The 21,013-nt window shown below is 38.2% G+C and carries 12 protein-coding genes; 7 read left to right on the top strand and 5 right to left on the bottom strand.

From position 1 onward, the window contains the following. Positions 1 to 3: 3 nt before the first annotated feature. Positions 4 to 3,018 carry a TonB-dependent receptor gene (locus tag D0T08_RS05935; RefSeq protein ID WP_116981689.1) on the bottom strand — a complete coding sequence of 1,005 codons (3,015 nt, stop codon included), beginning with the start codon at positions 3,016 to 3,018 and terminating at the stop codon, positions 4 to 6. A 779-nt stretch (positions 3,019 to 3,797) separates the two neighbouring features. Between D0T08_RS05935 and D0T08_RS05940 the strand changes: the two genes are divergently transcribed. The 4 genes from D0T08_RS05940 to D0T08_RS05955 all read left to right on the top strand — a co-directional run bounded on the left by D0T08_RS05940 (position 3,798) and on the right by D0T08_RS05955 (position 11,237). Continuing rightward, the gene (locus D0T08_RS05940) at positions 3,798 to 6,728 is read left to right on the top strand and encodes an FAD-binding and (Fe-S)-binding domain-containing protein (protein WP_116981690.1); all 2,931 of its coding nucleotides are present in this window, start codon (positions 3,798 to 3,800) and stop codon (positions 6,726 to 6,728) included. A 216-nt stretch (positions 6,729 to 6,944) separates the two neighbouring features. Continuing rightward, positions 6,945 to 8,036, top strand: coding sequence for an alpha/beta hydrolase (locus tag D0T08_RS05945; RefSeq protein ID WP_116981691.1), 1,092 nt, complete (start codon positions 6,945 to 6,947; stop codon positions 8,034 to 8,036). A 104-nt stretch (positions 8,037 to 8,140) separates the two neighbouring features. After that, positions 8,141 to 9,619: a M17 family metallopeptidase gene (locus D0T08_RS05950; protein ID WP_116981692.1), complete on the top strand. Its 1,479-nt coding sequence runs from the start codon at positions 8,141 to 8,143 to the stop codon at positions 9,617 to 9,619. 103 nt (positions 9,620 to 9,722) lie between these two features. After that, entirely contained in the window at positions 9,723 to 11,237 is a 1,515-nt protein-coding gene (locus D0T08_RS05955) for a serine hydrolase (RefSeq protein ID WP_116981693.1), read from the top strand. A gap of 35 nt (positions 11,238 to 11,272) precedes the next feature. On the opposite strand, the gene D0T08_RS05960 is transcribed toward D0T08_RS05955, so the two are convergent. Continuing rightward, a complete protein-coding gene (locus tag D0T08_RS05960) occupies positions 11,273 to 12,817 on the bottom strand; it encodes an ELWxxDGT repeat protein (protein ID WP_116981694.1) in 1,545 nt (514 codons plus the stop codon). Between the two features lie 188 nt (positions 12,818 to 13,005). On the opposite strand from D0T08_RS05960, the gene D0T08_RS05965 reads away from it, so the two are divergent. Next, positions 13,006 to 14,844 (top strand): ATP-binding protein, encoded by a 1,839-nt coding sequence (locus D0T08_RS05965; protein WP_116981695.1) that lies wholly within the window; start codon positions 13,006 to 13,008, stop codon positions 14,842 to 14,844. 4 nt (positions 14,845 to 14,848) lie between these two features. Here the strand turns inward: D0T08_RS05965 and D0T08_RS05970 are convergent, their stop codons facing one another. Further along, positions 14,849 to 15,490: a response regulator transcription factor gene (locus D0T08_RS05970; protein ID WP_116981696.1), complete on the bottom strand. Its 642-nt coding sequence runs from the start codon at positions 15,488 to 15,490 to the stop codon at positions 14,849 to 14,851. A 406-nt stretch (positions 15,491 to 15,896) separates the two neighbouring features. On the opposite strand from D0T08_RS05970, the gene D0T08_RS05975 reads away from it, so the two are divergent. Together D0T08_RS05975 and D0T08_RS05980 are read left to right on the top strand one after the other, a co-directional pair. Beyond that, entirely contained in the window at positions 15,897 to 16,283 is a 387-nt protein-coding gene (locus D0T08_RS05975) for a BlaI/MecI/CopY family transcriptional regulator (RefSeq protein WP_199538125.1), read from the top strand. 35 nt (positions 16,284 to 16,318) lie between these two features. Next, complete coding sequence (locus D0T08_RS05980) at positions 16,319 to 18,697, top strand: M56 family metallopeptidase (protein WP_116981697.1); 2,379 nt, start codon at positions 16,319 to 16,321, stop codon at positions 18,695 to 18,697. Positions 18,698 to 18,801: 104 nt separating this feature from the next. Here D0T08_RS05980 and D0T08_RS05985 read toward each other — a convergent pair whose 3' ends face one another. Together D0T08_RS05985 and D0T08_RS05990 are read right to left on the bottom strand one after the other, a co-directional pair. Further along, positions 18,802 to 19,791, bottom strand: a complete 990-nt coding sequence (locus D0T08_RS05985) for an aldo/keto reductase (protein WP_116981698.1) — start codon at positions 19,789 to 19,791, stop codon at positions 18,802 to 18,804. 324 nt (positions 19,792 to 20,115) lie between these two features. Continuing rightward, positions 20,116 to 20,898 carry a DUF1080 domain-containing protein gene (locus D0T08_RS05990; RefSeq protein ID WP_116981699.1) on the bottom strand — a complete coding sequence of 261 codons (783 nt, stop codon included), beginning with the start codon at positions 20,896 to 20,898 and terminating at the stop codon, positions 20,116 to 20,118. Positions 20,899 to 21,013: the final 115 nt, after the last annotated feature.

Consider the following 21,013-nt stretch of genomic DNA (forward strand, 5'->3'; position numbering starts at 1 on the left):
TATTTAGAAAGAAAGGTTGATACCTGCAGTAAGACCACGTGTTTTGTAGTAAGTCTCACGAACATCAATACCTGGAGCTCTTTGGTTATCTCCATCCACTTTCAATGCCTGACTAATTTCCGGATCTACACCAGAATATTTAGTAAATAATAATAAGTTATTACCTGCAATATAGATACGTGCTCTTTTCAGAACGCCCAAGTTAGCCGGTAAAGTATAACCCAAAGAAGCATTGTTTACACGAACATAATTTCCTGATTCAACATAATAACTCATCGGAATGGTCTGGTTATCGTTGATCGGTGAAGTTAATGCTGATACAAGGGCATTTGACTCAGCAAGGCGACCATCTTGTCTTCCTAGCAACAATTGGTTGGTGTTCATGATTTTTGCACCTAAGTTGCTTGTTAACTGGAATTGGAAATCGAATTTTTTGTAAGTAAAGCTGTTGGTTAAACCACCTACAAAGAATGGATTCGGGTCACCAAGGTAAGTTCTGTCACCAGCCTGTTGCTCTATTTTTCCGTTACCGTCTATATCTTTGAATACATATTTACCATTTTCAATTCTATCAACAATTGCTCCGTAGAATACACCAACCGGTTGTCCTGCTTGTAGAACCGAGAAGTTTACAGCAGAAGTACCTCTTAATGCACTACCCAAGTTAGTAGTTAAGAATATCTGGTTTTGCGCCTGGAACAAGTCGTTCGATAAGCTGATAACTTTGTTTTTGTTGAATGAACCTGCAAAAGTTGAGCTAAATGTGAAATCTTTTTTATCAACCCATTGATAAGTTAAAGAGATTTCAACCCCTCTGTTTTGCATACTACCTACGTTTGCAAGAATAGTTGGGAATACATAACCTTTTTCCTGAGGAGCATTTACTACATATAACAAGTCTTTAGTCTGACGAGTATACCAGTCAATCGAACCTGTTAATCTTGATTTCAACAACGCGAAGTCGATACCTGCACCGTAGTTTTCGTTAACCTCCCATTTCAAGTTAGGGTTCGGGTTACCTTGAATAGCATATGATGGTAAGAAGTCGTTAAGCGTAGCATCGTAGTAAGTACCACTTGTGCCATAGAAACCTCTTGAACGCAAAGGAGCAATACCTTCAGAGTTACCGGTTCTACCCCAGCTTACACGAAGTTTCAAGTTATCAACAACCGGGTTTCCTTTTAAGAATGGCTCTTCGCTCAAAGTCCAACCAACAGATACTGATGGGAAGAAGCCCCATTTGTTGTTATCCCCGAATTTAGTCGAACCATCACGACGCATATTCACCGTAGCAAAATATTTGTTCATTAAGCTGTATTGTACACGACCTAAGAACGAAACCAGTTTGTACTCATTTTTATACGAACCCATCAAGTTTGGATTGCTTCTGATACCAAGACCTGCACCTAAGTTATTAGGCCCGAAAACGTCAGTTAAGAAGTTGTTATTTGAAGCACCAAAACCGTCAGAAACAACATCCTGATAAGTATAACCTGCCAACACGCTTAAGTTACTGTTAGAGGTAATAGCTTTAGTATAGTTCAAAGTAGTTTCTAACTGTTTGTCAACTACTCCATCTAAACCTCTTGAAGCAGAGTTTCCACCTACTGTGCGAAGTAAGTTATCAATAGTAGATTTAGCATAGAAGCTTGAATTTTTGTTTTGTGTACGTAATGTACCACTTACGTTAAAGAACAAGCCATCAATAATTGTATAACCTGCCTGTGCATTAAATAGAACGTCTTGTAATCTTTCTTTTTGAGAAATACTTTCAAGAACAGCTAACGGGTTAAAGTTACCAAATGTACCAGGCAACTGGAAGTAATTACCATTAGCGCTATAAACAGGGTCAGTAGGACGCATGTTCATCGCAAAACCGATAGCTCTTTCAGGAGCGAAGCTTGCATCAGCCTGCGAAGCTGACATATTGAACTTCATTAATAATTTCCCGTTGATTCCTTTTGCATCTAAATTCAAACGACCATTTAAACGAGCTTTGCTAGAACCAATCAAAGTACCAATCTGGTCTAAGTAACCTACTGAAGCTCTGTATGAGAAGTTTTCAGAACCACCAGAAACACCAATATTATGGTTTTGTGACATGGCAGTACGAGTAATTACTTTCAACCAATCAGTATCAGCACCACCATCATCAAATGTCTGGTTATATTTTTTAGCAGCTTCTCTGAACTGAGCAGCATTCAATAATTCAGGTCTTTGTGAAATTCTTTCCTGACCCACATATCCATTATAATCAACTGTAGTTGCACCTGCTTTTCCTCTTTTGGTGTTAATCAGGATTACACCGTTCGAACCTCTTGAGCCGTAAATAGCAGCAGAAGATGCATCTCTCAATACATCCATTGTCAGGATATCTTCCGGAGCAACGTTTTCAATCGGAGCACCAATCACACCGTCAATTACATATAAAGGCTCACTACCCGCACTCAATGAACCTGTACCACGAAGACGTACAGTTGGACGAGCGTTAGGGTCACCACTACTTTGTGTAATTACCAAACCTGCCACTTTACCTTGTGCAGCCGCTAATGGGTTAGTAACAACCCCAGGGTTGAAATCACGGCTTCCAAGACTTGTTACAGTACCTGAAATTTCTTTTCTTTTTTGCGTACCATAGCCCACTACTACTACTTCTTCAAGGGCTTTAGTATCATCTAATAGGGTTACATCAACAACAGTCTGGTTACCAACAGCAACTTCTTTTGTTTCCATACCCACAAAACTGAATACCAATGTAGCATTTCTGGAAATGCCTGCTAGTCTATAGGTACCGTCTACGTTTGTTTGAGTACCTTTCGAAGTACCTTTTTCCTGCACGGTCACACCTGGTAAACCAGTTCCATCAGTGCCTTTTACAGTACCTGTAACTGTGACATCCTGTGCCATTACCGCAAATGTGAATGATGTGAGTAACAATGCAGCGAGAGTGAAAACAGAATTTTTCACACAAGCCAATAACCGCTCTGAGAAGCGGCCTACTTGGTAGGAATTCATCATAGGTTGTAATTAAAGTGAGTTAATAAATTGTTCGTAAAAACTTGCTAATCAGGACTTTGTTTTATCGACATCTTATCCAGACTATCCGCTACAATTGGAATATCCGGAGATTAGATAGAACATTACGTCTAATCAACCTCCAAAACTACAAAAAGAAATACTTAAAGTCCAAAAAAATGAATTAAAAAATTAAGAAATTTCAGAAAAAAACTTGCACAAAACCCATAATCCCTTGTTTTTTAAAGGTAATTTTTAATTTTTTATTTTGCAGAGCAACGCATAAGTTTCAAAAAAAGATAAAAAGTAGCACTTGTCAACAATTTTAGAATTTATCAACAAGTAAAAATGGGTGTTTTGTGTATAGTTTTTAGATTCATACGATAAATAAAAAAAATACTACTAAGTATGTAATGACAGATATATTTATTTTCATTGTTTGTATTGCCCTGCAATCGTTTCCGCTACATAATTTTTAAACGTAATCATTATTGGAAAAGTACTAATTTCTTTTTTGTTTATTCAACTATATTCTTTGCAAGAAACAGATAACCAACAGGTTAAAAATGCAAAATAATACCTAGTAAAAAACTGATGCAGAAGTATTTGAAAAGTAAATTTTATAATCTTATTTTGAACTTTGTATTATATACGTATTGGAATTTTAATCTCTGTACGCAAATAATTCTTTTGTACTTTTTAAATAAGTTAACATCATATTGACTAATTTTGGAGTCTGATAAAAACGAGTATAGGATAGACCAATTTAGAATCGACAGATAATGCTTGATGACCAACTGAAACAGCTTGCCCAGACCTTAGAAGGTGAACTTCATTATGACAAAGTGATGCGGACATTGTATGCTACTGATGCCTCGGCTTACCGTGAAATGCCCCTGGCAGTAGCTATTCCTAAAAATGAAACTGATTTAAAAAAATTAATATCCTTTGCTAAAGAGAATAATACATCCTTAATTCCTCGAACGGCCGGAACTTCGCTGGCCGGACAAGTAGTAGGTAGTGGTATTGTGGTAGATGTTTCAAGAACTTTCACTAAAATATTAGAGCTTAATACAAAAGAAAGCTGGGTAAGAGTACAACCGGGTGTGGTACGTGACGAGCTGAATATGTTTCTGAAAGAACATGGGTTGTTTTTTGGCCCGGAAACCTCAACTGCCAACCGTGCCATGATAGGCGGGATGGTTGGGAATAACTCCTGTGGTTCAAACTCAGTAGTGTATGGCTCAACACGTAACCATTTAATGGAAGTAAAGGGTTATCTGAGTGATGGAAGTTTTGTTGAATTTAAAGACTTGACTATATCTGAGTTTCAGGAAAAAAGCATGGCTACTGATAATAGCCTGGAAACTAAACTTTATCAGCACATAAGCAGAGTTTTAAGTGATAAAAATAATCAGGTAGAAATAAGAAAAGAGTTTCCGAAAAGAACTATTGAGCGTAGAAACACAGGTTATGCGATTGATGAATTATTGGAGACGGAAGTATTTGAGGCTGATTCAAAAGAATCTTTTAATTTCTGTAAACTGATAGCTGGTTCAGAAGGTACATTGATATTTCTGACTGAAATCAAAATTCATGTAAATCCACTTCCCCCACGATGCACTGGCTTGGTTTGTGTACATTTCGATTCAGTAGATGAATCTTTAAGAGCCAACCTGATTGCCTTAAAGTATAAACCTTCGGCAGTTGAATTGATAGACCATTATATTTTAGAGTGTACCAAAGAAAATAAAGAGCAACGCTTAAACCGTTTCTTTGTACAAGGCGATCCGGGCGCTATTCTGGTAGTAGAATTAGCCCGTGATTCGGTAGAGGAGATTCAGCAACTAGCTATGGCAATGGAGGCAGAAATGCGCGGCGCTGGCTTAGGCTATCACTTCCCGGTTTTATTCGGCGACGATACAAAAAAGATCTGGACTTTAAGAAAAGCTGGTTTGGGCTTATTATCTAACCTACCGGGTGACGAAAAAGCAGTTGCCGTAATTGAGGATACAGCAGTAGATGTAAACGATCTGCCGGATTTTATTATAGATTTTAACAAAGTATTAGCTGAAAATGGCATGTCGGCAGTGCATTATGCACATGCAGGTTCTGGAGAGATACATCTACGCCCGATTATCAATCTGAAAACTGAAGAAGGACATAAGCAATTCAGATTAATTGCAGAAGAGATTTCGACTTTGGTTAAAAAGTATAAAGGTTCATTATCAGGTGAGCATGGTGACGGCCGATTGAGAGGCGAGTTTATCCGCCAACAGATTGGGGAGAAAAACTATGCTTTAATTAAGGAATTAAAACAGGTTTGGGACCCACAGAATATCTTCAATCCGAATAAGATTGTTGATACTCCGCCAATGGATAAATTCCTGCGTTATGAAGCAGGTCAACAAACACCTGAATTTAAAACGGTATTCAAATTCCATAATCAGGATATACTTCAACATGCCGAGCAATGCAATGGCTCAGGCGATTGTCGTAAAACAGAATTAAGCGGTGGCACGATGTGCCCTAGCTACATGGCTACCCGCAATGAAAAAGATACTACTCGTGCCAGAGCCAATATGTTAAGAGAGGTGCTGACTAAATCGGAGAAACTGAACCGATTTGATAGCAAAGAGGTGAAAGAGGTAATGGATTTGTGTCTGGTATGCAAAGGCTGTAAATCTGAATGTCCATCGAATGTAGATGTAGCGAAGTTGAAGATGGAATTTTTGCAGCATTATAACGAAGAACACGGCGTACCTGTTCGCTCATGGCTGGTAGGTAATTATTCTAAAATGAGTAATATTGCTTCTTATATTCCGTGGGCTTATAACCTGGTTTTTGATAATGCGCCACTTCGCAAAATCGCCAATAGGGTAGTAGGTTTCCATCCGGAGCGTACTATGCCGCTTTTACAAAAAGATACTTTGAAAAAATGGTATGATAAGCATATTGCAAAAACCATTGATAAGAATGCTGAGAAGAAAGTATATCTGTTTTGTGATGAATTTACCAACTTTAACGATGTAGAAATCGGTAAAAAGACAATTTTTCTGTTACAAAAGCTGGGTTATCAGGTCATAATACCAAATCATGTAGATGCAGGTAGAGCCTATTTGTCAAAAGGAATGCTGAAAGATGCTCAGAAACTGGCTAATAAAAATGTAAGTCTGCTGAAAGATGTTATCAATGAAAACACGCCTTTGATTGGCATCGAGCCATCAGCTATTCTGACATTCAGAGATGAGTATCCAGATTTGGTTGCTGATGAATTAATCTCTCATGCCAAAACTTTAGCGAAAAATGCCTTGATGGTTGATGAGTTTATAGCCCGTGAAATAGATAAAGGGAACATTAAGAAAAGTAGCTTTACGGAAGAAAAAAGGCTGATTAAATTACACGGTCATTGTCAGCAAAAAGCGGTTGCTTCACTGACACCTACCAAGAAGATGCTTTCGTTTCCGGCCAATTATGAGGTGCATCTCATTCCATCAGGTTGTTGTGGTATGGCGGGTTCTTTTGGTTATGAGCAGGAGCATTTTGATATTTCGATGAAAATCGGTGAATTGGTGCTTTTCCCGACCGTGAGAAAACAACCCGAAGAAGTAATTATTGCTGCCCCGGGTACCAGTTGTCGTCATCAGATACATGATGGAACAAGCAGAACAGCTCTACACCCTGTAGAAATTTTATGGGAAGCGCTGGTATAGTTTTTTAGCATTAGATTAATGTTAAAATTGTATTATTTTTTGAAAATGTTCTCTAAGATAGGATTATCTTGAGAAATTATATTTTTAGTATCCACACAAGTATTTGATTTACAGTCTGTTGACAGATTAAAATTGATATTTTTTTTGAACTCAAATTTATAAAAGAAAGTTTTCTTCCGTAAGTTTGATAGTTATTTAGGATACAAAGAGTAAGAAATGAGTAATCGTACACTATTAAGTTTAGAACTAGCAACCCCTGAAGATGATGAGAAACCTGTTTACTTAGCCGGGAATTTTTGTGATTGGTATCCCGATTTGACAGAGTTTGAAATGGAAAAGGTAGGTAAAGGTAAATATAGGTTCAATTTTTCGCCAGATAAAAATCTTCCTGAAAAGATAGAATACAAGTACACTCGTGGCGGCTGGGATTTTGTGGAATTAGATTCCTACGGAAACTCTCCGGCTAATCGTGTCATTACCAAAAAACAAGGCAGCATAAAGGATTATGTGCCTTTCTGGCGGGAAGATGGCTCAACGGCTTCTATCACGCAATTGATGCCTAAAGTGCAGGTAGTATCTGAGAGTTTTACTATTCCGCAGTTGGGTACAACACGTGCTATTCATATTCTATTACCCAGCGATTATGAGCAAAATACTGATAAACGTTATCCGGTATTATATATGCAGGATGCACAAAATCTGTATGGTGAGGGCTCTGATTATGGTAATTGGGAAATAGATAAGCGTTTATCGCTATTAGCCAAACAAGGCAAAGGAGACGTGATTATAGTGGCTATTGATCACGGTGATAAAGACCGTTTTAAAGAATATTCGCCTTATACAGTTGAAAAAAAAGGCAAAGGTATGGGTATGAAGTATGCCAATTTTATTGTGCGTACCCTGAAACCATATATTGATAAAAATTATAGAACCAAACCCGAAGCACAGTTTACGGGCATCGGTGGCAGTTCGATGGGGGGCTTAATTAGCCTGTATGCAGGCTTAATGTACCCGGAAACTATCGGTCGCATGATGGTATTTTCACCCTCATTATGGGTATCAACCAAGATATATTTTGATATCACTGAGTTCTTTAGTCCAATTAATACGAAGATTTATTTATATGCCGGGGGTAAAGAAAGCGGAGCGATGATTCCGGGTGTGAAAAAAATCAAGGAAACCATAGAAAGTCAACATTGGAGTACAGATAAAGTAGATGTAAAACTCTCGCTCGACTCGAGAGGGGAGCATACCGAAAAACGTTGGGGAGAAGAATTTGCTAAAGCCATTGCATGGCTGTTTTATTAAGACTTTTAATCATTAGATATTACCACGATTGATACTAAATTAAAATTTGGTGTGAGTTGTGGTATATTTGTTTAATCAGCATACCAGATACCAAAAGAAATACAATGAAAATCAATATATCTTCTCAGCTGAGTACGCCGCAAGCTATTGTTTATCCTTTGATAGACAATAATAAATTAGCAGAAAATCTTTCAAAAATTGCCCGTCAGGCTGGCCTTAATCTGGAAGCTTTACAACAGGATTTTAAAGCAGGTTTAAAGGAAATAATCATGTTTTATCCTGCCAAAAAAGGGCTTGAAAAAATCTATCTGATAGGTTTGGGAAAGACACCTAAACCAATGGATTTCATCAAAGTATTCCGTTCATTTTTCTATCAGAATAAGAAAAAACTGCCTCTTTCTTTAACTATAGACCTCAAAACTTGCAAGCTAGAAAGTAGTATAGAATATGTGGTGAATGGAGCTTGTCTGGCTGAGTATGAAATTGGGTTGTTTAAGACAGATAAAAAAGAAGAAACCAATTTCTTTTCAGCTGAATCAACACTGGATATTTTTGTAGCTGAAAAAGGTATAGAACAAACGCAATCTTTGGCAGAAATTGGCGAAGAAACTGCTAAGACCCAAATCAGAATTATGACATTGGTTGATGCCCCTGCCAATAAGAAGTATCCCGAAAAAATGGCAGAATATGCCTTGAAAGCAGGTGAAATGTATGGTTTTGACGTAAAAGTATTTGATGAAAAAGAATGTGAGGGCTTAGGCCTAGGTGCTTTAATAGCCGTAGGCAAAGGAAGTACGGAAAATCCACCAAGATTTATTGTATTAGAATATAATCTATCAGCCTTGGCTGATAAACCTTTGAGAAAAATAGGCTTGGTAGGCAAAGGCGTAACCTTTGATACAGGTGGCGTTTCTATCAAAGGCGCAGGTAGTATGAGTTATATGAAGTCTGATATGGGTGGGGCAGGTGCTGTATTGGGAACAATAGAACTGGCTGCAAAGTTAAAACTACCTGTTCATCTGATAGGCGTAATTCCAGTGACTGAAAATTGTGTAGATGGCAATGCCTTGAAACCGAGCGATGTCATTCATACCTATTCTGGTAAAACCATTGAGGTAATTGATACCGATGCCGAGGGGCGTATCATCTTAGCTGACGGCTTATCTTATATCAAGAAAAATTACGAACCGGAGGTAATTATTGATTTGGCAACTTTAACCGGAAATTGTATAGCTGCTTTGGGCTATAATGCCGCAGGTTTATTATCTAACAATGATGATTTAGCCGACCAATTATTTGAGGTCGGACAAGTAAGCGGAGAAAAACTCTGGCGCTTACCTTTATGGGATGATTACAAAGACATGATGAAATCAGACATTGCTGATGTAAAGAACCTATCTTCTCTACCAATAGCAGGAGCTATCACAGCCGCTAAATTCTTAGAGATTTTCATAGATGGACATAGTAACTGGGCACACCTGGATATTGCCGGAATGGCTTTTAGTGATTCTGAATATGGCTCAATGAAATCGGGTACCGCCTTTGGGGTTAGGTTGCTTACTACGTGGTTGAGAGGTTTGTAATCCTTTATTATATCCACTAATTTTTTATCTCTATTGCTATATTTTTCATAAGATTTTCTTATTTTTGGTTAAAACCTAAACTAAGAAACAGTTTCCCTATCTGATGAAAAATATTTATTTACTCCTTCTCCTCTTTGTCTTCTCTCCGGCGCTTGCGCAAAAGAAAAAAACGAAAGCTGTTGCCTTTGTCGATACGCTTAAACAACTGGATACTTTTGTGGATAGAATGCTGGCTGAATGGGGAGTGCCGGGTACGGCTTTATGTATTGTAAAAGATGGCAAACTCCTCTATGCTAAAGGATATGGTGTAAAAGATATTAAAACTAAAGCACCTGTTACAGCAAATACGCTTTTTGGAATTGCTTCTTGCTCGAAATCATTTACTGCAGCTTGCTTAGCTATCTTAGCAGACGAAGGCAAATTAGATTGGAATAAGCCAGTAAAAGAATACATGCCCGACTTTCAATTGTATGATGAGTATGCTACTCGTACCCTTACTGCCCGTGATCTGGTTTCCCATCGTTCTGGCCTACCACGTCATGATTATGTATGGGTATCTGCTCCGCTCAACAGAAAAGAAATGTTTGATAAGTTAAAATATCTGCCGCTTAATAAGCCTGTTTATGCCCAGTATCAATATAATAATCTCATGTATATGGCAGCAGGGGTATTAATTGAGCGCCTGTCAGGCAAAACATGGGAAGAGTTTATGCAGGAGAAAATTCTTGACCCAATAGACATGAAAACTACTGTATTGACTTATCCTGAAATGTTGAAAAATACAGATTATTCACTTTCATATGATGATGAAATGAACCTGGGAAAAGAAGCAGGGTTTGATAGTAATGTGGATGGCATTGGCCCTGCCGGAGCCGTAAAAGCGAATGTAACTGAAATGTCGTACTGGCTATTATTACAACTAAACAAAGGGAAAATAGGAGATAAAGTAATTGTTTCAGAGAAAAATCTTAACGAAAACCATACACCTCTGGCAGTAGTACAACCTGCCGAAGCCAAGTATCCCGAATTGGGTTTTGGTACTTATGGCATGGGTTGGACAATCAATACTTATCGTGGGCATCTGCGTCGTCAGCATGGTGGGTCAATTGAGGGTTATCGGTCACAAATGACGGTTTTTCCAAATGATAATCTGGCTGTGTTTATTACCACTAATACAGGCGTAGTCGGCTACAATTTTGTAAGCACTATTACTAATTATATTGCTGATACTTATCTGGAAAAGAACCTTATAGATTGGAACAGCCGATTGAGGAAAGATTTCTTAGAGGGCAAAGAAAAATCTGCTAAAGCAAAAGTTGATAATGAAAAGCAACGACAAAAAGATACCAAACCTACGCATGCCATAACCAGTTATGCAGGCACTTATGAACACCCTGCCTATGGTACATTGACTATCAGCGTAAATGGCGATTCGTTAAAAGCAGATTTTCATACCGAAAAAATCTCTTTGCGGCATTATCATTATGATATTTTTGAAGCCTTAGGTGACTGGGAGAATATCAAATTTAAATTTCTGATGAATGCCAAAGGCGAGATAGACAGAATATCTGTAGAAATGCCTGCCGCTGCAATGGATATTGAATTGAAAAAGAAATAGTAAGGAGTGCCTTCTGAGAAACCAGAAGGCACTTTTTAGTTACAGCCTGCCAGTATTTTCGTCTGAAAAACTGTATTGCCTTGTGTTCTGAAACCGGGATTGAGTTGTACATATTTCCCTGCCTGATAGGTCACATTCACAGAAGTAGGAATGATATTGGTTCCAGTAGTACTCACACTGCTATTTGCTTTCTGATTAGTGGTAATGTTACCGGTAGGAGCGAGTGTAGGCGGACAATTAGAATTTATATCTAATTTCCAGAGTTCTACGTCGAAACCATAGCTGGTAGCACGAAAGAAAATTGTTCCATTTACTTCTGTAAAATAAGCAGGAATAGAAGCCATTGATCCACTGGCAATATCGGGCAGTTGTACCGTATTATCAGCTATGCCGTCAGTCTGCCATAATTCAGCACCATTGGCAGCGGTAGAAGCCTGAAAGTAAATTTTGGTACCTATGGTTTTAAGTTTAGCCGGATCAGAACTGCCATTGCCGGCTCTGATGTCTTTAAATAATACTGTACCATTGGCTGTACCATCAGTTCGCCATAGCTCTATACCATTTATACCATCAGTGGCAGAAAAATAAAGGTAACTGCCCAAAACGGCTGCTTCATGGGTGCCGCCTCCCTGAAAGCCTGAAACATTGATATCTTTTAATAAAACTGTTCCTGCATTCGTACCGTCTGACTTCCAGATTTCTACACCATTACCAGCAGTATTAGCTGTAAAATATAAAGCTCCATTAAAAACAATAGGGTCGCTTGGTGCAATCGCATTAGATGGGTCATACAAACCTGACTTTACTAATACTGTACCTGCAGATGTGCCATCACTTTTATATAAACCCCAACCGCCATTGTCATTGTTAAAAGCAAAAAAGTAGAGTTTATTATCAAAACTGATTAATCCGGTTGGACTTGAACTTCCATTTGTATTCAATTCTTTTACTTTTACTGTCCCGCCACTGGTCCCGTTACTTTTCCATATTTCTTCATTCAATACATCTGCATCATCATTCGCTACAAAATAGAGAGTCCCATTGACATTGGTTAAATTACGTGGGGAGGAATCGCCTGATGGCACAATATCTTTCACCTGGCTTGTTCCACCTATAGTCCCGTTGCTTTTCCATAATTCTCCGTTATTGGCGTAGTAGGCAGTTGTACCAATATTAGTAATTTCAGAGCCGGAAAAAGTACTTAACTGAATAGTGCCTGCGGTTGTGCCATCTGTTCTGTATAGTTCTCCCAAACCACTATAGGCTGCAAAAAATACATAATTGCCAATAGTAATAAATAAAGTAGGGTCTGAACCTTTGAAATACTGGTTATCGTTAGGTTTAATATCTTTTACTAATACAGTTCCGGCAGAAGTTCCATTACTTTTCCATAATTCGGCCCCTACTGTGCCATCATTTGCTCCAAAAATAAGTGTACCGTTCAGATTAGCCATTCTTGAAGTTTCTCCATAATAAGATAAGGAGCCAACAGTGCCATTATAAATATCTTTGACAAGGGTAGGGGTTTGGGCAAATGTTATTTGCGCAAAGAGGCAAAAAGCCGGTAGAATTTTTTTCATAATTATAGGAGATTAACATATCAGATTTCAGACTAATTAATACCCCAAAATTCTCTATATTTTCTAAGCGCATCAATACAGATAATCCTACATTTTATCTACAGGTTTTCCTGTATTTTGCAGTGTTTTCTTGCAAATCAGGAGTTTAATCTGCTATTTTTACTCATATCTCCTGCGCTCTATTACCCATGAACAAACTATTCTATTGTCTGTTTTTTATGAGTTTATGTTTGAAAGGTTTAGCCCAGAACCCTTCTCTTGATTCATTGATTAACCAGATTCATACTTTAGGTAAGCAAGGACCTACGCCTCAACGCGATACATTAATTATTGCTAAACTAAGTTTATTAACCGAGCGAGCCATTAATCTGGCAGATAAGCGGGCAGACGGCTTATTGGATTCTTTAGGGCATTTTACCAAGAAAGTGAACTGGTTAAAAGGCAAAGGACTTTATAGCAGAGCGGCAGGTAAAAGACAAGACAGGAACGGCAATTATACAGAGGCACTAAGGTTGTATTCAAAAGCCAGTGAAATTTTAACAAAAGCAGGTGGTGACCCTTATGATTTGTGTTATACTTATATACTTACAGGTTTTGTTTTGAATAATAATGGCAGACCTGATAAGTGCATAGAGTATATGGAGAAGGCCCTACCATTGGCAAAAATGACTCACAATACGAATAACCTTTGCTGGATTTTAGACTTTTATGGAGATTATAATTATTATGATAATTTCGGTATACAGAACTATGAAAAGGCGCTAAGCTATTATCTGCAAGTTGAAAAACTATTACCACGAGCTACCAGTGCCAATCTGAAAGCTGATAATCCGCATTGTATTGCTAATTGCTATTCCCAGTTAGGAAATGAACATCTGGCAAATCATTATAGGGATAAGGCCTTAAAATATGCGCAGGAAACTAATAACCGGGTGGTGATTTTTGCGATTTACTCTGATCTGGCAGAAATCTATGAAAAGAAAAAACAATTTGCCAAAGCTATAGAATACCGGAAATTGAGTCTGGAATATGCCAGAAAATCAGCGTGGATGGAAATGATTTCAAGGGCAGAAAATCAGATTTCCCAGACTTATGAAATGGCTGGAGATAGCGGGAATGCCTTGAAGTATCTAAAAGATTACAAAACCCATGAAGATAGTTTGGGCAGATTATCGGTAAATCAGAAATACGCCGAACTGGAAGCCAGTTATAATTTTGAAAAACAACAAACCCGAATCAAGACCCTTGAATATGAGGCACTCAAACAAGCTGACGAAAAGAAAAGTCTGGTAGGTATGGGTTTGATTTTTAGTCTGCTGGTCGGCATTATTCTAATTGCCTATGTTTTCTGGAATAATAAGCAATTGAAAAAAATTAATGCGGAACTGGTAGAGAAAAATGAAGAAATTCAGGGAGCGCTACTGAAAGGTCAAACCATTGAGCGCAAGCGCGTCGCCAGTGAATTGCATGATAATATTTCGGCAAAAATTGCCAGCTTGCGTTGGCGTTTAGAAGCCATTAATCCGAGCTTTCAGACAGAGAAAGAGAGTAAAATTTTTAGTTCAACAGTTGAGGCATTGTCTGAAGTTTATACCGATGTTCGTTTGCTTTCGCATAATCTCCTGCCAGCCGAACTTGAATTGCATGGACTAGCCAAAGCATTAGAGAGTATGGTAAAAGAGATTAATTCATTGGGTAAAACTAATTTTTCATTGAGTATTTCAACACATGATGAACGTTTTACCAATAAAATAGAGTATGAGTTATTCAGCGTGATACTCGAGCTTTCTAACAATGTGCTTCGTCACGCACAAGCGCAGGATGCATTTATTGCTTTAACACAGGTGGACAGTAAATTGCGTCTGGTTATTAAAGACAATGGCATTGGGATTTCAGAAAAAGCCTCAAAGCATGGTATGGGTCTGACTAATATCAAAACCCGTATAACTTCTTTACATGGCGAAATTAATTTTGTGAGTATGCCCGAAAAAGGGACAGAAGTAGTGGTAATGGTGCCTGTTGTATAAGTTGCTACACGATTTTATTATTAACGGCATACATCACAATGCCTATGGAGTTTTTAACCCCTAATTTTTTCAGAATATTGTGTCGATGGGTTTCTACCGTTGCAGGACTGATAAAGAGTCTATCAGCAATCTGGTTAGTAGATAATTCTTTCGCAATCAATTTTATGATTTCTAATTCTCTTTCTGTTAATAGACCAGAAGCATTGGTTTCCTGTACCAGATCTCCTATTTTTTTATCCCGGTTTAATAGTTCAAACACTACCGATTCGCTATAATATTTTTCTCCCGACGCAATGGTATTAAGGGCTTTTTGCAACTCTGCTTTGCCTGCTTTCTTCATCACATATCCTGATACGCCTGCCTCGAATGCTTCTTTGATAGTTTCGGCATCTTCTGATACAGTAAGCAATAAGACCTTTATATGCGGATACTTTTGTTTTATTTCTCTGGTCATATCAATCCCATTGAGCTCGCCCATATTATAATCAGATAGAATGGCATCTATATCGCTGTTGTCTTCCAAAGCCATTAATACTTCTGTTCCACTGCCATAAGTGCCCATTACCTCATGTTCCGGCATGGTAGAAATCAGCAATTCAAGGCTATCTAATATAAATTTATGGTCGTCTGCAATCAGTATACGCATACTACATCGGGTTGAGACACATTACTTTGGGCATTAGTAAACAAATATCCAAATTTTTGATTAAAAGAGAGAAGATTTTGCTGTAATTGTTCGGGATAAATAGCTTATTAAAGTATAATAAGTTTATTCATTCGAAATTCTTCAAATTTTACTACCTCGCCTTATCGTAAACACTTCTTATTTTTTATTACTATATAAACTCTTGAAAGCGAACTGGCCGTCGCCGCGCGGAAGTTCGCTCCACAACCCCTTTTTGTTAAAAAAACTTAATTCTTTCTTATCTACGAAAATTTTCGTAATAAAATTTGGAAGTATAATTTCTTTTCTCGTACATTTGTTACGAAATCATTCGTAGATATTCTCCGTCAGGTCAGACTGATACAATTGTTTGATAAAATTTAAAATTATGGAAAAGCAAATAAAAATTAAGCCCACCGAGTCTGAATTAGAAATCTTACAGATTTTGTGGGCTTTAGGTAAAGCAACTGTTCGACAGGTAAATGACGAACTCTCCAAAACTAAAGAGGTAGGCTACACCACTACTCTCAAAATCATGCAGATTATGTTTGAGAAGCAATTAGTGAGCCGTACGGATGAGGGTCGTTATCATGTGTATGAAGCAGCAGTAGGCGAAGAACCTACGCAGCACATGCTTCTGGACAAATTCATTGACTCCACTTTCCGTGGCTCGGCAACCAGAATGGTGATGCAGGCTTTGGGTAATCAGCAAGTGAGTAAAGAAGAGTTAGAAGAGATTAAGAAATTAATTGATTCTATCGAAAAAGGACAATGACCTATTAAACTAACAATATTATACTTAATTAAATTATGAAAAAGCTTTTTGATTTTACTGCCGGAATTCCCGAAAACATTAGTTCAGCATTAGGCTGGACACTTATTCACTCTTTGTGGCAAGGACTTGTCATAGTAGTGGCATTTAGTATCTTACGCCATATTTTCAAGACTTCAAGTGCCCGCTACTGGCAAGGTATTGGTGCATTGAGTTTGCAGTTGATTAGTGCCATTGTCACTTTCGGAATGGTATATGAGCCTGCCGGAATAGCAGCCACAAAACCAAGATTTACAGCTTTCTTTATCAATAATGCTGTTAATTTAGATGGTGTTTCAGTATTTGCTCCATCTAAACTAACTTTTATTCAGCAGGCACAACTATTCATTCAGAATAATCTGGATACTTTTGTTTTCTTCTGGTTTATAGGGGCTAATCTTCTCCTATTGCGCCTGATTATAGGATTTGTATATGTGCAACAGCTGAAAGTACAGAAAATTACGCCCGTAAGAGATGAGGTATTAGGTATTATGGAAGAACTACAGGAGAAAATTCAGTTAAATATACCAATCCGTTTATTTGAGTCGGCTAAAGCAGTAGTACCTATGACCATCGGCTGGATAAAACCTATTATTCTGCTTCCGGCTGGTATAATGTCGGGGCTTAGTATCACCCAATTGGAGGCGGTTCTAGCCCACGAATTAGCGCATATCAAACGCTACGATTACCTGATTAATATCTTCCAGAGTTGTGTCGAAATCCTTTTCTTTTACCATCCTGCTACCTGGTTTATCTCGGCACAAGTGCGTGACGAAAGAGAAAACTGCTGTGATGATTTTGCAGTAAATATCTGCGGCGACAGACTAGTATTAGCTAAGGCCTTGACACAAGTAGCAACCTTTCAGCATCAGCCACGTTTGGCAATGGCCTTTGGAGCGAAACGCCAGACTTTTATGGATAGAATCAAGCGCATTGTGGGTATTAATGATGCCAAACCTATGAGCTATGGTAACTGGGCACTTTTTGTAGGTATGATATTAATAGTAGCAATGGGTATTGCTTATGGTCAGGATAGAATCGCCAAAAATGACCTTGTTTCAAAAAATACAAATAGTGAGTTTGCTAAACCGGAAGAGCAATTTGATTTCTACTTTTTTGAAAAAGATAAAAAGAATGTGGGTGTATTTAAAAACAAGAAAGGAGAGATTGTAAAAATCGTGGTAGAGGGTAAAGAACTAGCAGGCAAAGATTTTGAATCTATGAAGACATTCGCCACGGAGTTTCTGAAAGCTAAAAACTCAAATTTTGCAATGGTACCGGGTATTGTAGAAGATGAAATGGATGATGTAAACGAGCAGTTCTTTAGTGAAGAATTTAATACGTCATACACTGCTGATACTTCAAGACTAGATGATGCAGAAAAAGAAATGGAACGATTAGGCAGAGAAATGGAGAAGTATGGCCAGGAAATGGAAAAGTATAGCAAGCAGATGGAAGACAAGTACGGCAAGCTAATGGAAAAGCATGGCAAAGATATGGAGCAGGTTTCATTGAAAATGCGTATACCTCAACGGAAGATTGAAAATCTTTCAATAGAGATGCAGGAAGTGAGTTTAGCTATGAGAAAAATAGAAAATCAATACCGTGACGTTAGAATGCCTGCTGATGCAGAACAAAAACTGAGAGGCCTGGAGAAAAAAGAGCGTGACCTGGAAAATCAGATGCACATATTTGAAGAAGAAATGCGCAAAGTGGAGGAGGAGATGGTGCCTATTCAGAGAAAAATGGATCACTTAAACAATCCAATGGATAGTCTGCAAAGATTAATGAGCCGCTTTGAAAGACCTATGGATAGCCTTGGCCGATTAATGGAAGAGAAAGGAAAGGTAATAGAAAAACTAGCTAAGGAAGAAGAAGCCCGCTTTAAGAAAGAGTTCAGAGAGTTTGCCGAAATGCTTTTCAAAGAGGGTTTGATTAAAGATAAAAAAGATTTTGAGATTCGTATCAAAGGTGAGAAATTGCTAATCGATTTAGAGTCTCAATCGCCTGCAACGTATGAAAAAGTGTGGAACTGGATTAATAAAACCTGGGGAAGCCGCATGAGAGGTATCAAAGAAAAAGATTTTACAATAGAGGCGCATGGAGATAACATTAATTTCAGCACTTACAGCAATGATGGACATATGTATCATCGCTTTGGTGGTATTGTACCTCCTGTACCACCAGTCGCCCCAACACCAAGGGCTATTGGAAGACTCGCTGCCATTGCATCAGTTCCAGTTCCTCCGGCGCCAACCGGAGGATATATGAGAACCCCCTCGCCAACAGTTGCACCTGCACCAGTTTCAGGATATATCAGAACTCCAACACCAGTGGTTGCACCTAGACCAGCCAGAGCGCCCAGAATTTATAACTAAGAATAAATCTTTGTACCCAGTTACAGTATTTTATTCCCGGTAAAAATCAAATCCGTTCTTATCAACAGAAATTGGTAAGAACGGATTTTCGTTTAGTAGTATCCTTACTTATTAACAAACTGCATACTCGCAGCAGGATAACGAGTGCCAGCCGCCACATTTTTAGGAGCAATTGTGTTAATTTCGGCTAATTCATCAGCAGAAAGTTTGATTTCAGCTGCACTAGTATTTTCTTCCAGATACTTTACTCTTTTTGTGCCCGGAATCGGGAAAATATCATCGCCTTGGGCCATTACCCAAGCAAGAGCCAATTGAGAAGCTGTGCAGCCTTTTTCAGTGGCTAATTGTTTAATTTTATCAACCAATACCAAATTCTTTTCAAAATTCTCACCCTGAAAACGTGGCGACATTCTACGGAAATCATCTGGTGCTAAATCATTAAAGCTTTTGATTTCTCCTGTCAGAAAACCTCTTCCCAGAGGACTATAAGGAACAAAACCCACACCTAATTCGCGGCAAGTAGGAATAATCTCATCTTCGGGCTCACGAGACCAAAGAGAATATTCAGTCTGCAAGGCAGTGATTGGGTGTTCTTTAAAAGCTTTACGAAGTGTTTCAGGAGCAGCTTCTGACAAACCTATATAACGCACCTTCCCTTCTTTTACCAAATCGGCCATGGCGCCTACCGTTTCTTCAATCGGCACATTCTGGTCAACACGGTGTAAATAATATAAATCTATGGTTTCTATGTCTAGTCTTTGTAAACTATCCTCACAGGCTTTTTTGCAATATTCAGGAGAGCCGTTAAAACCTCTTACAGTTGGGTCCGTAGCGCTTCTTACAATGCCAAATTTGGTGGCTAAAACTACCTCTCTTCTACGTTCTTTTAATACTTTGCTCAGAAGTATCTCATTTTTAAAGGGCCCATACATATCGGCTGTATCCAGAAAATTTACGCCTAAGTCAATAGCTCTATTGATAGTTCGTAAAGACTCGGCTTCATCGGTATTGCCATAAAACTCCGACATGCCCATACAGCCTAAGCCCATTTGCGATGCTATCAAACCCTGATTACCTAATTTGTTTTGTTTCATTATGAATGCGGTTGAAGTGTGAGATACTATTGAGGATATTATATAAGAATAAGGAGTTTATCCTTTCTGTTAAAACAGTGCGTTAGAACGATTGGTTTGTTGAGAGTTATAGATTAAAGAAATTTAATCTTTTGCTTTGTCTGAACTTTGATTTACCTGATTTAGGTGATTTTTATGATTTTAAAATGTATAAAATTGTTCATTAGTGAAATCAATAAAATCAGGCAAAACCGTACGCCGTCGCGGCATAGTTTAGATAAAATAGAAATGCCATTCCCATAAGGAGTAGCATTTCATTTATATAACTCTATATTATATAGTGTATTACAGTTTTCTAATCCAGATGTTTCTGAATTGAGTTACGTTACCATGGTCTTGTAAGTGAATTACATCATCACCATGTGCTTCTGGATATGTATGTAAGCCTATATAAAGCGTTAATCCAAGGATAGTAGTATTGTTTTGAACTACTACGCCATTGTGCAATACGGTGATACGGGCAGGATAATCTATACGGCCATCTGCTTTGAAACGAGGAGCAGTGTAAATAACATCATAAGTATTCCACTCTAATGGGCTACGCGTTACGTTTACCAAAGGAGCCTGGTCTTTATAAATACTTCCGGCTTGTCCGTTGCGGTAAGTGCGGTTCTGGTAAGAATCCAATACCTGAAGTTCATAACGATCCTGGAAGAATACCCCGCTATTGCCACGACCCTGGCTGTTGCCTTTTACTTCGTCTGGCGCGCTCCATTCAATATGTAGCTGGCAATCCCCGAATTTCATTTTAGTTTTAATATCTCCAGTGCCCGGAGCTACCTCTAATATACCATTTCTAATATTCCACTTAGGTGCACCACCATCTTTAGCACTTACCCATTGCGATAAATCTTTTCCGTCAAAAAGTATGATCGCATCAGAAGGGGCATCACCCAGGTTTTTACCCGGGGTTACTACTGGTACTTCTGGATTCCAGATTTCTGTCATATCTGGTTTCATTGGTGCTGGTGAAACTTCCGGTACTGTAGATTTGGTTTGAGCGTTGGTATTGCAGCTGATTAAAACGGCAATGGCAAATGAAGAGGCTAAAATCTGTAATTTTTTCATCTTGAGTAAATAAGGTTGAATGTTACTATTCTATACTATATATATAGGTATAGATTTAAGTTGCAAGCTACAAGTTTTTTTAAAAAGAATATCTTAAAAATTTGATAAAATTTAT

It is taken from the genome of Emticicia sp. C21, assembly GCF_003418935.1.
Classification (GTDB): Bacteria; Bacteroidota; Bacteroidia; order Cytophagales; family Spirosomataceae; genus Emticicia.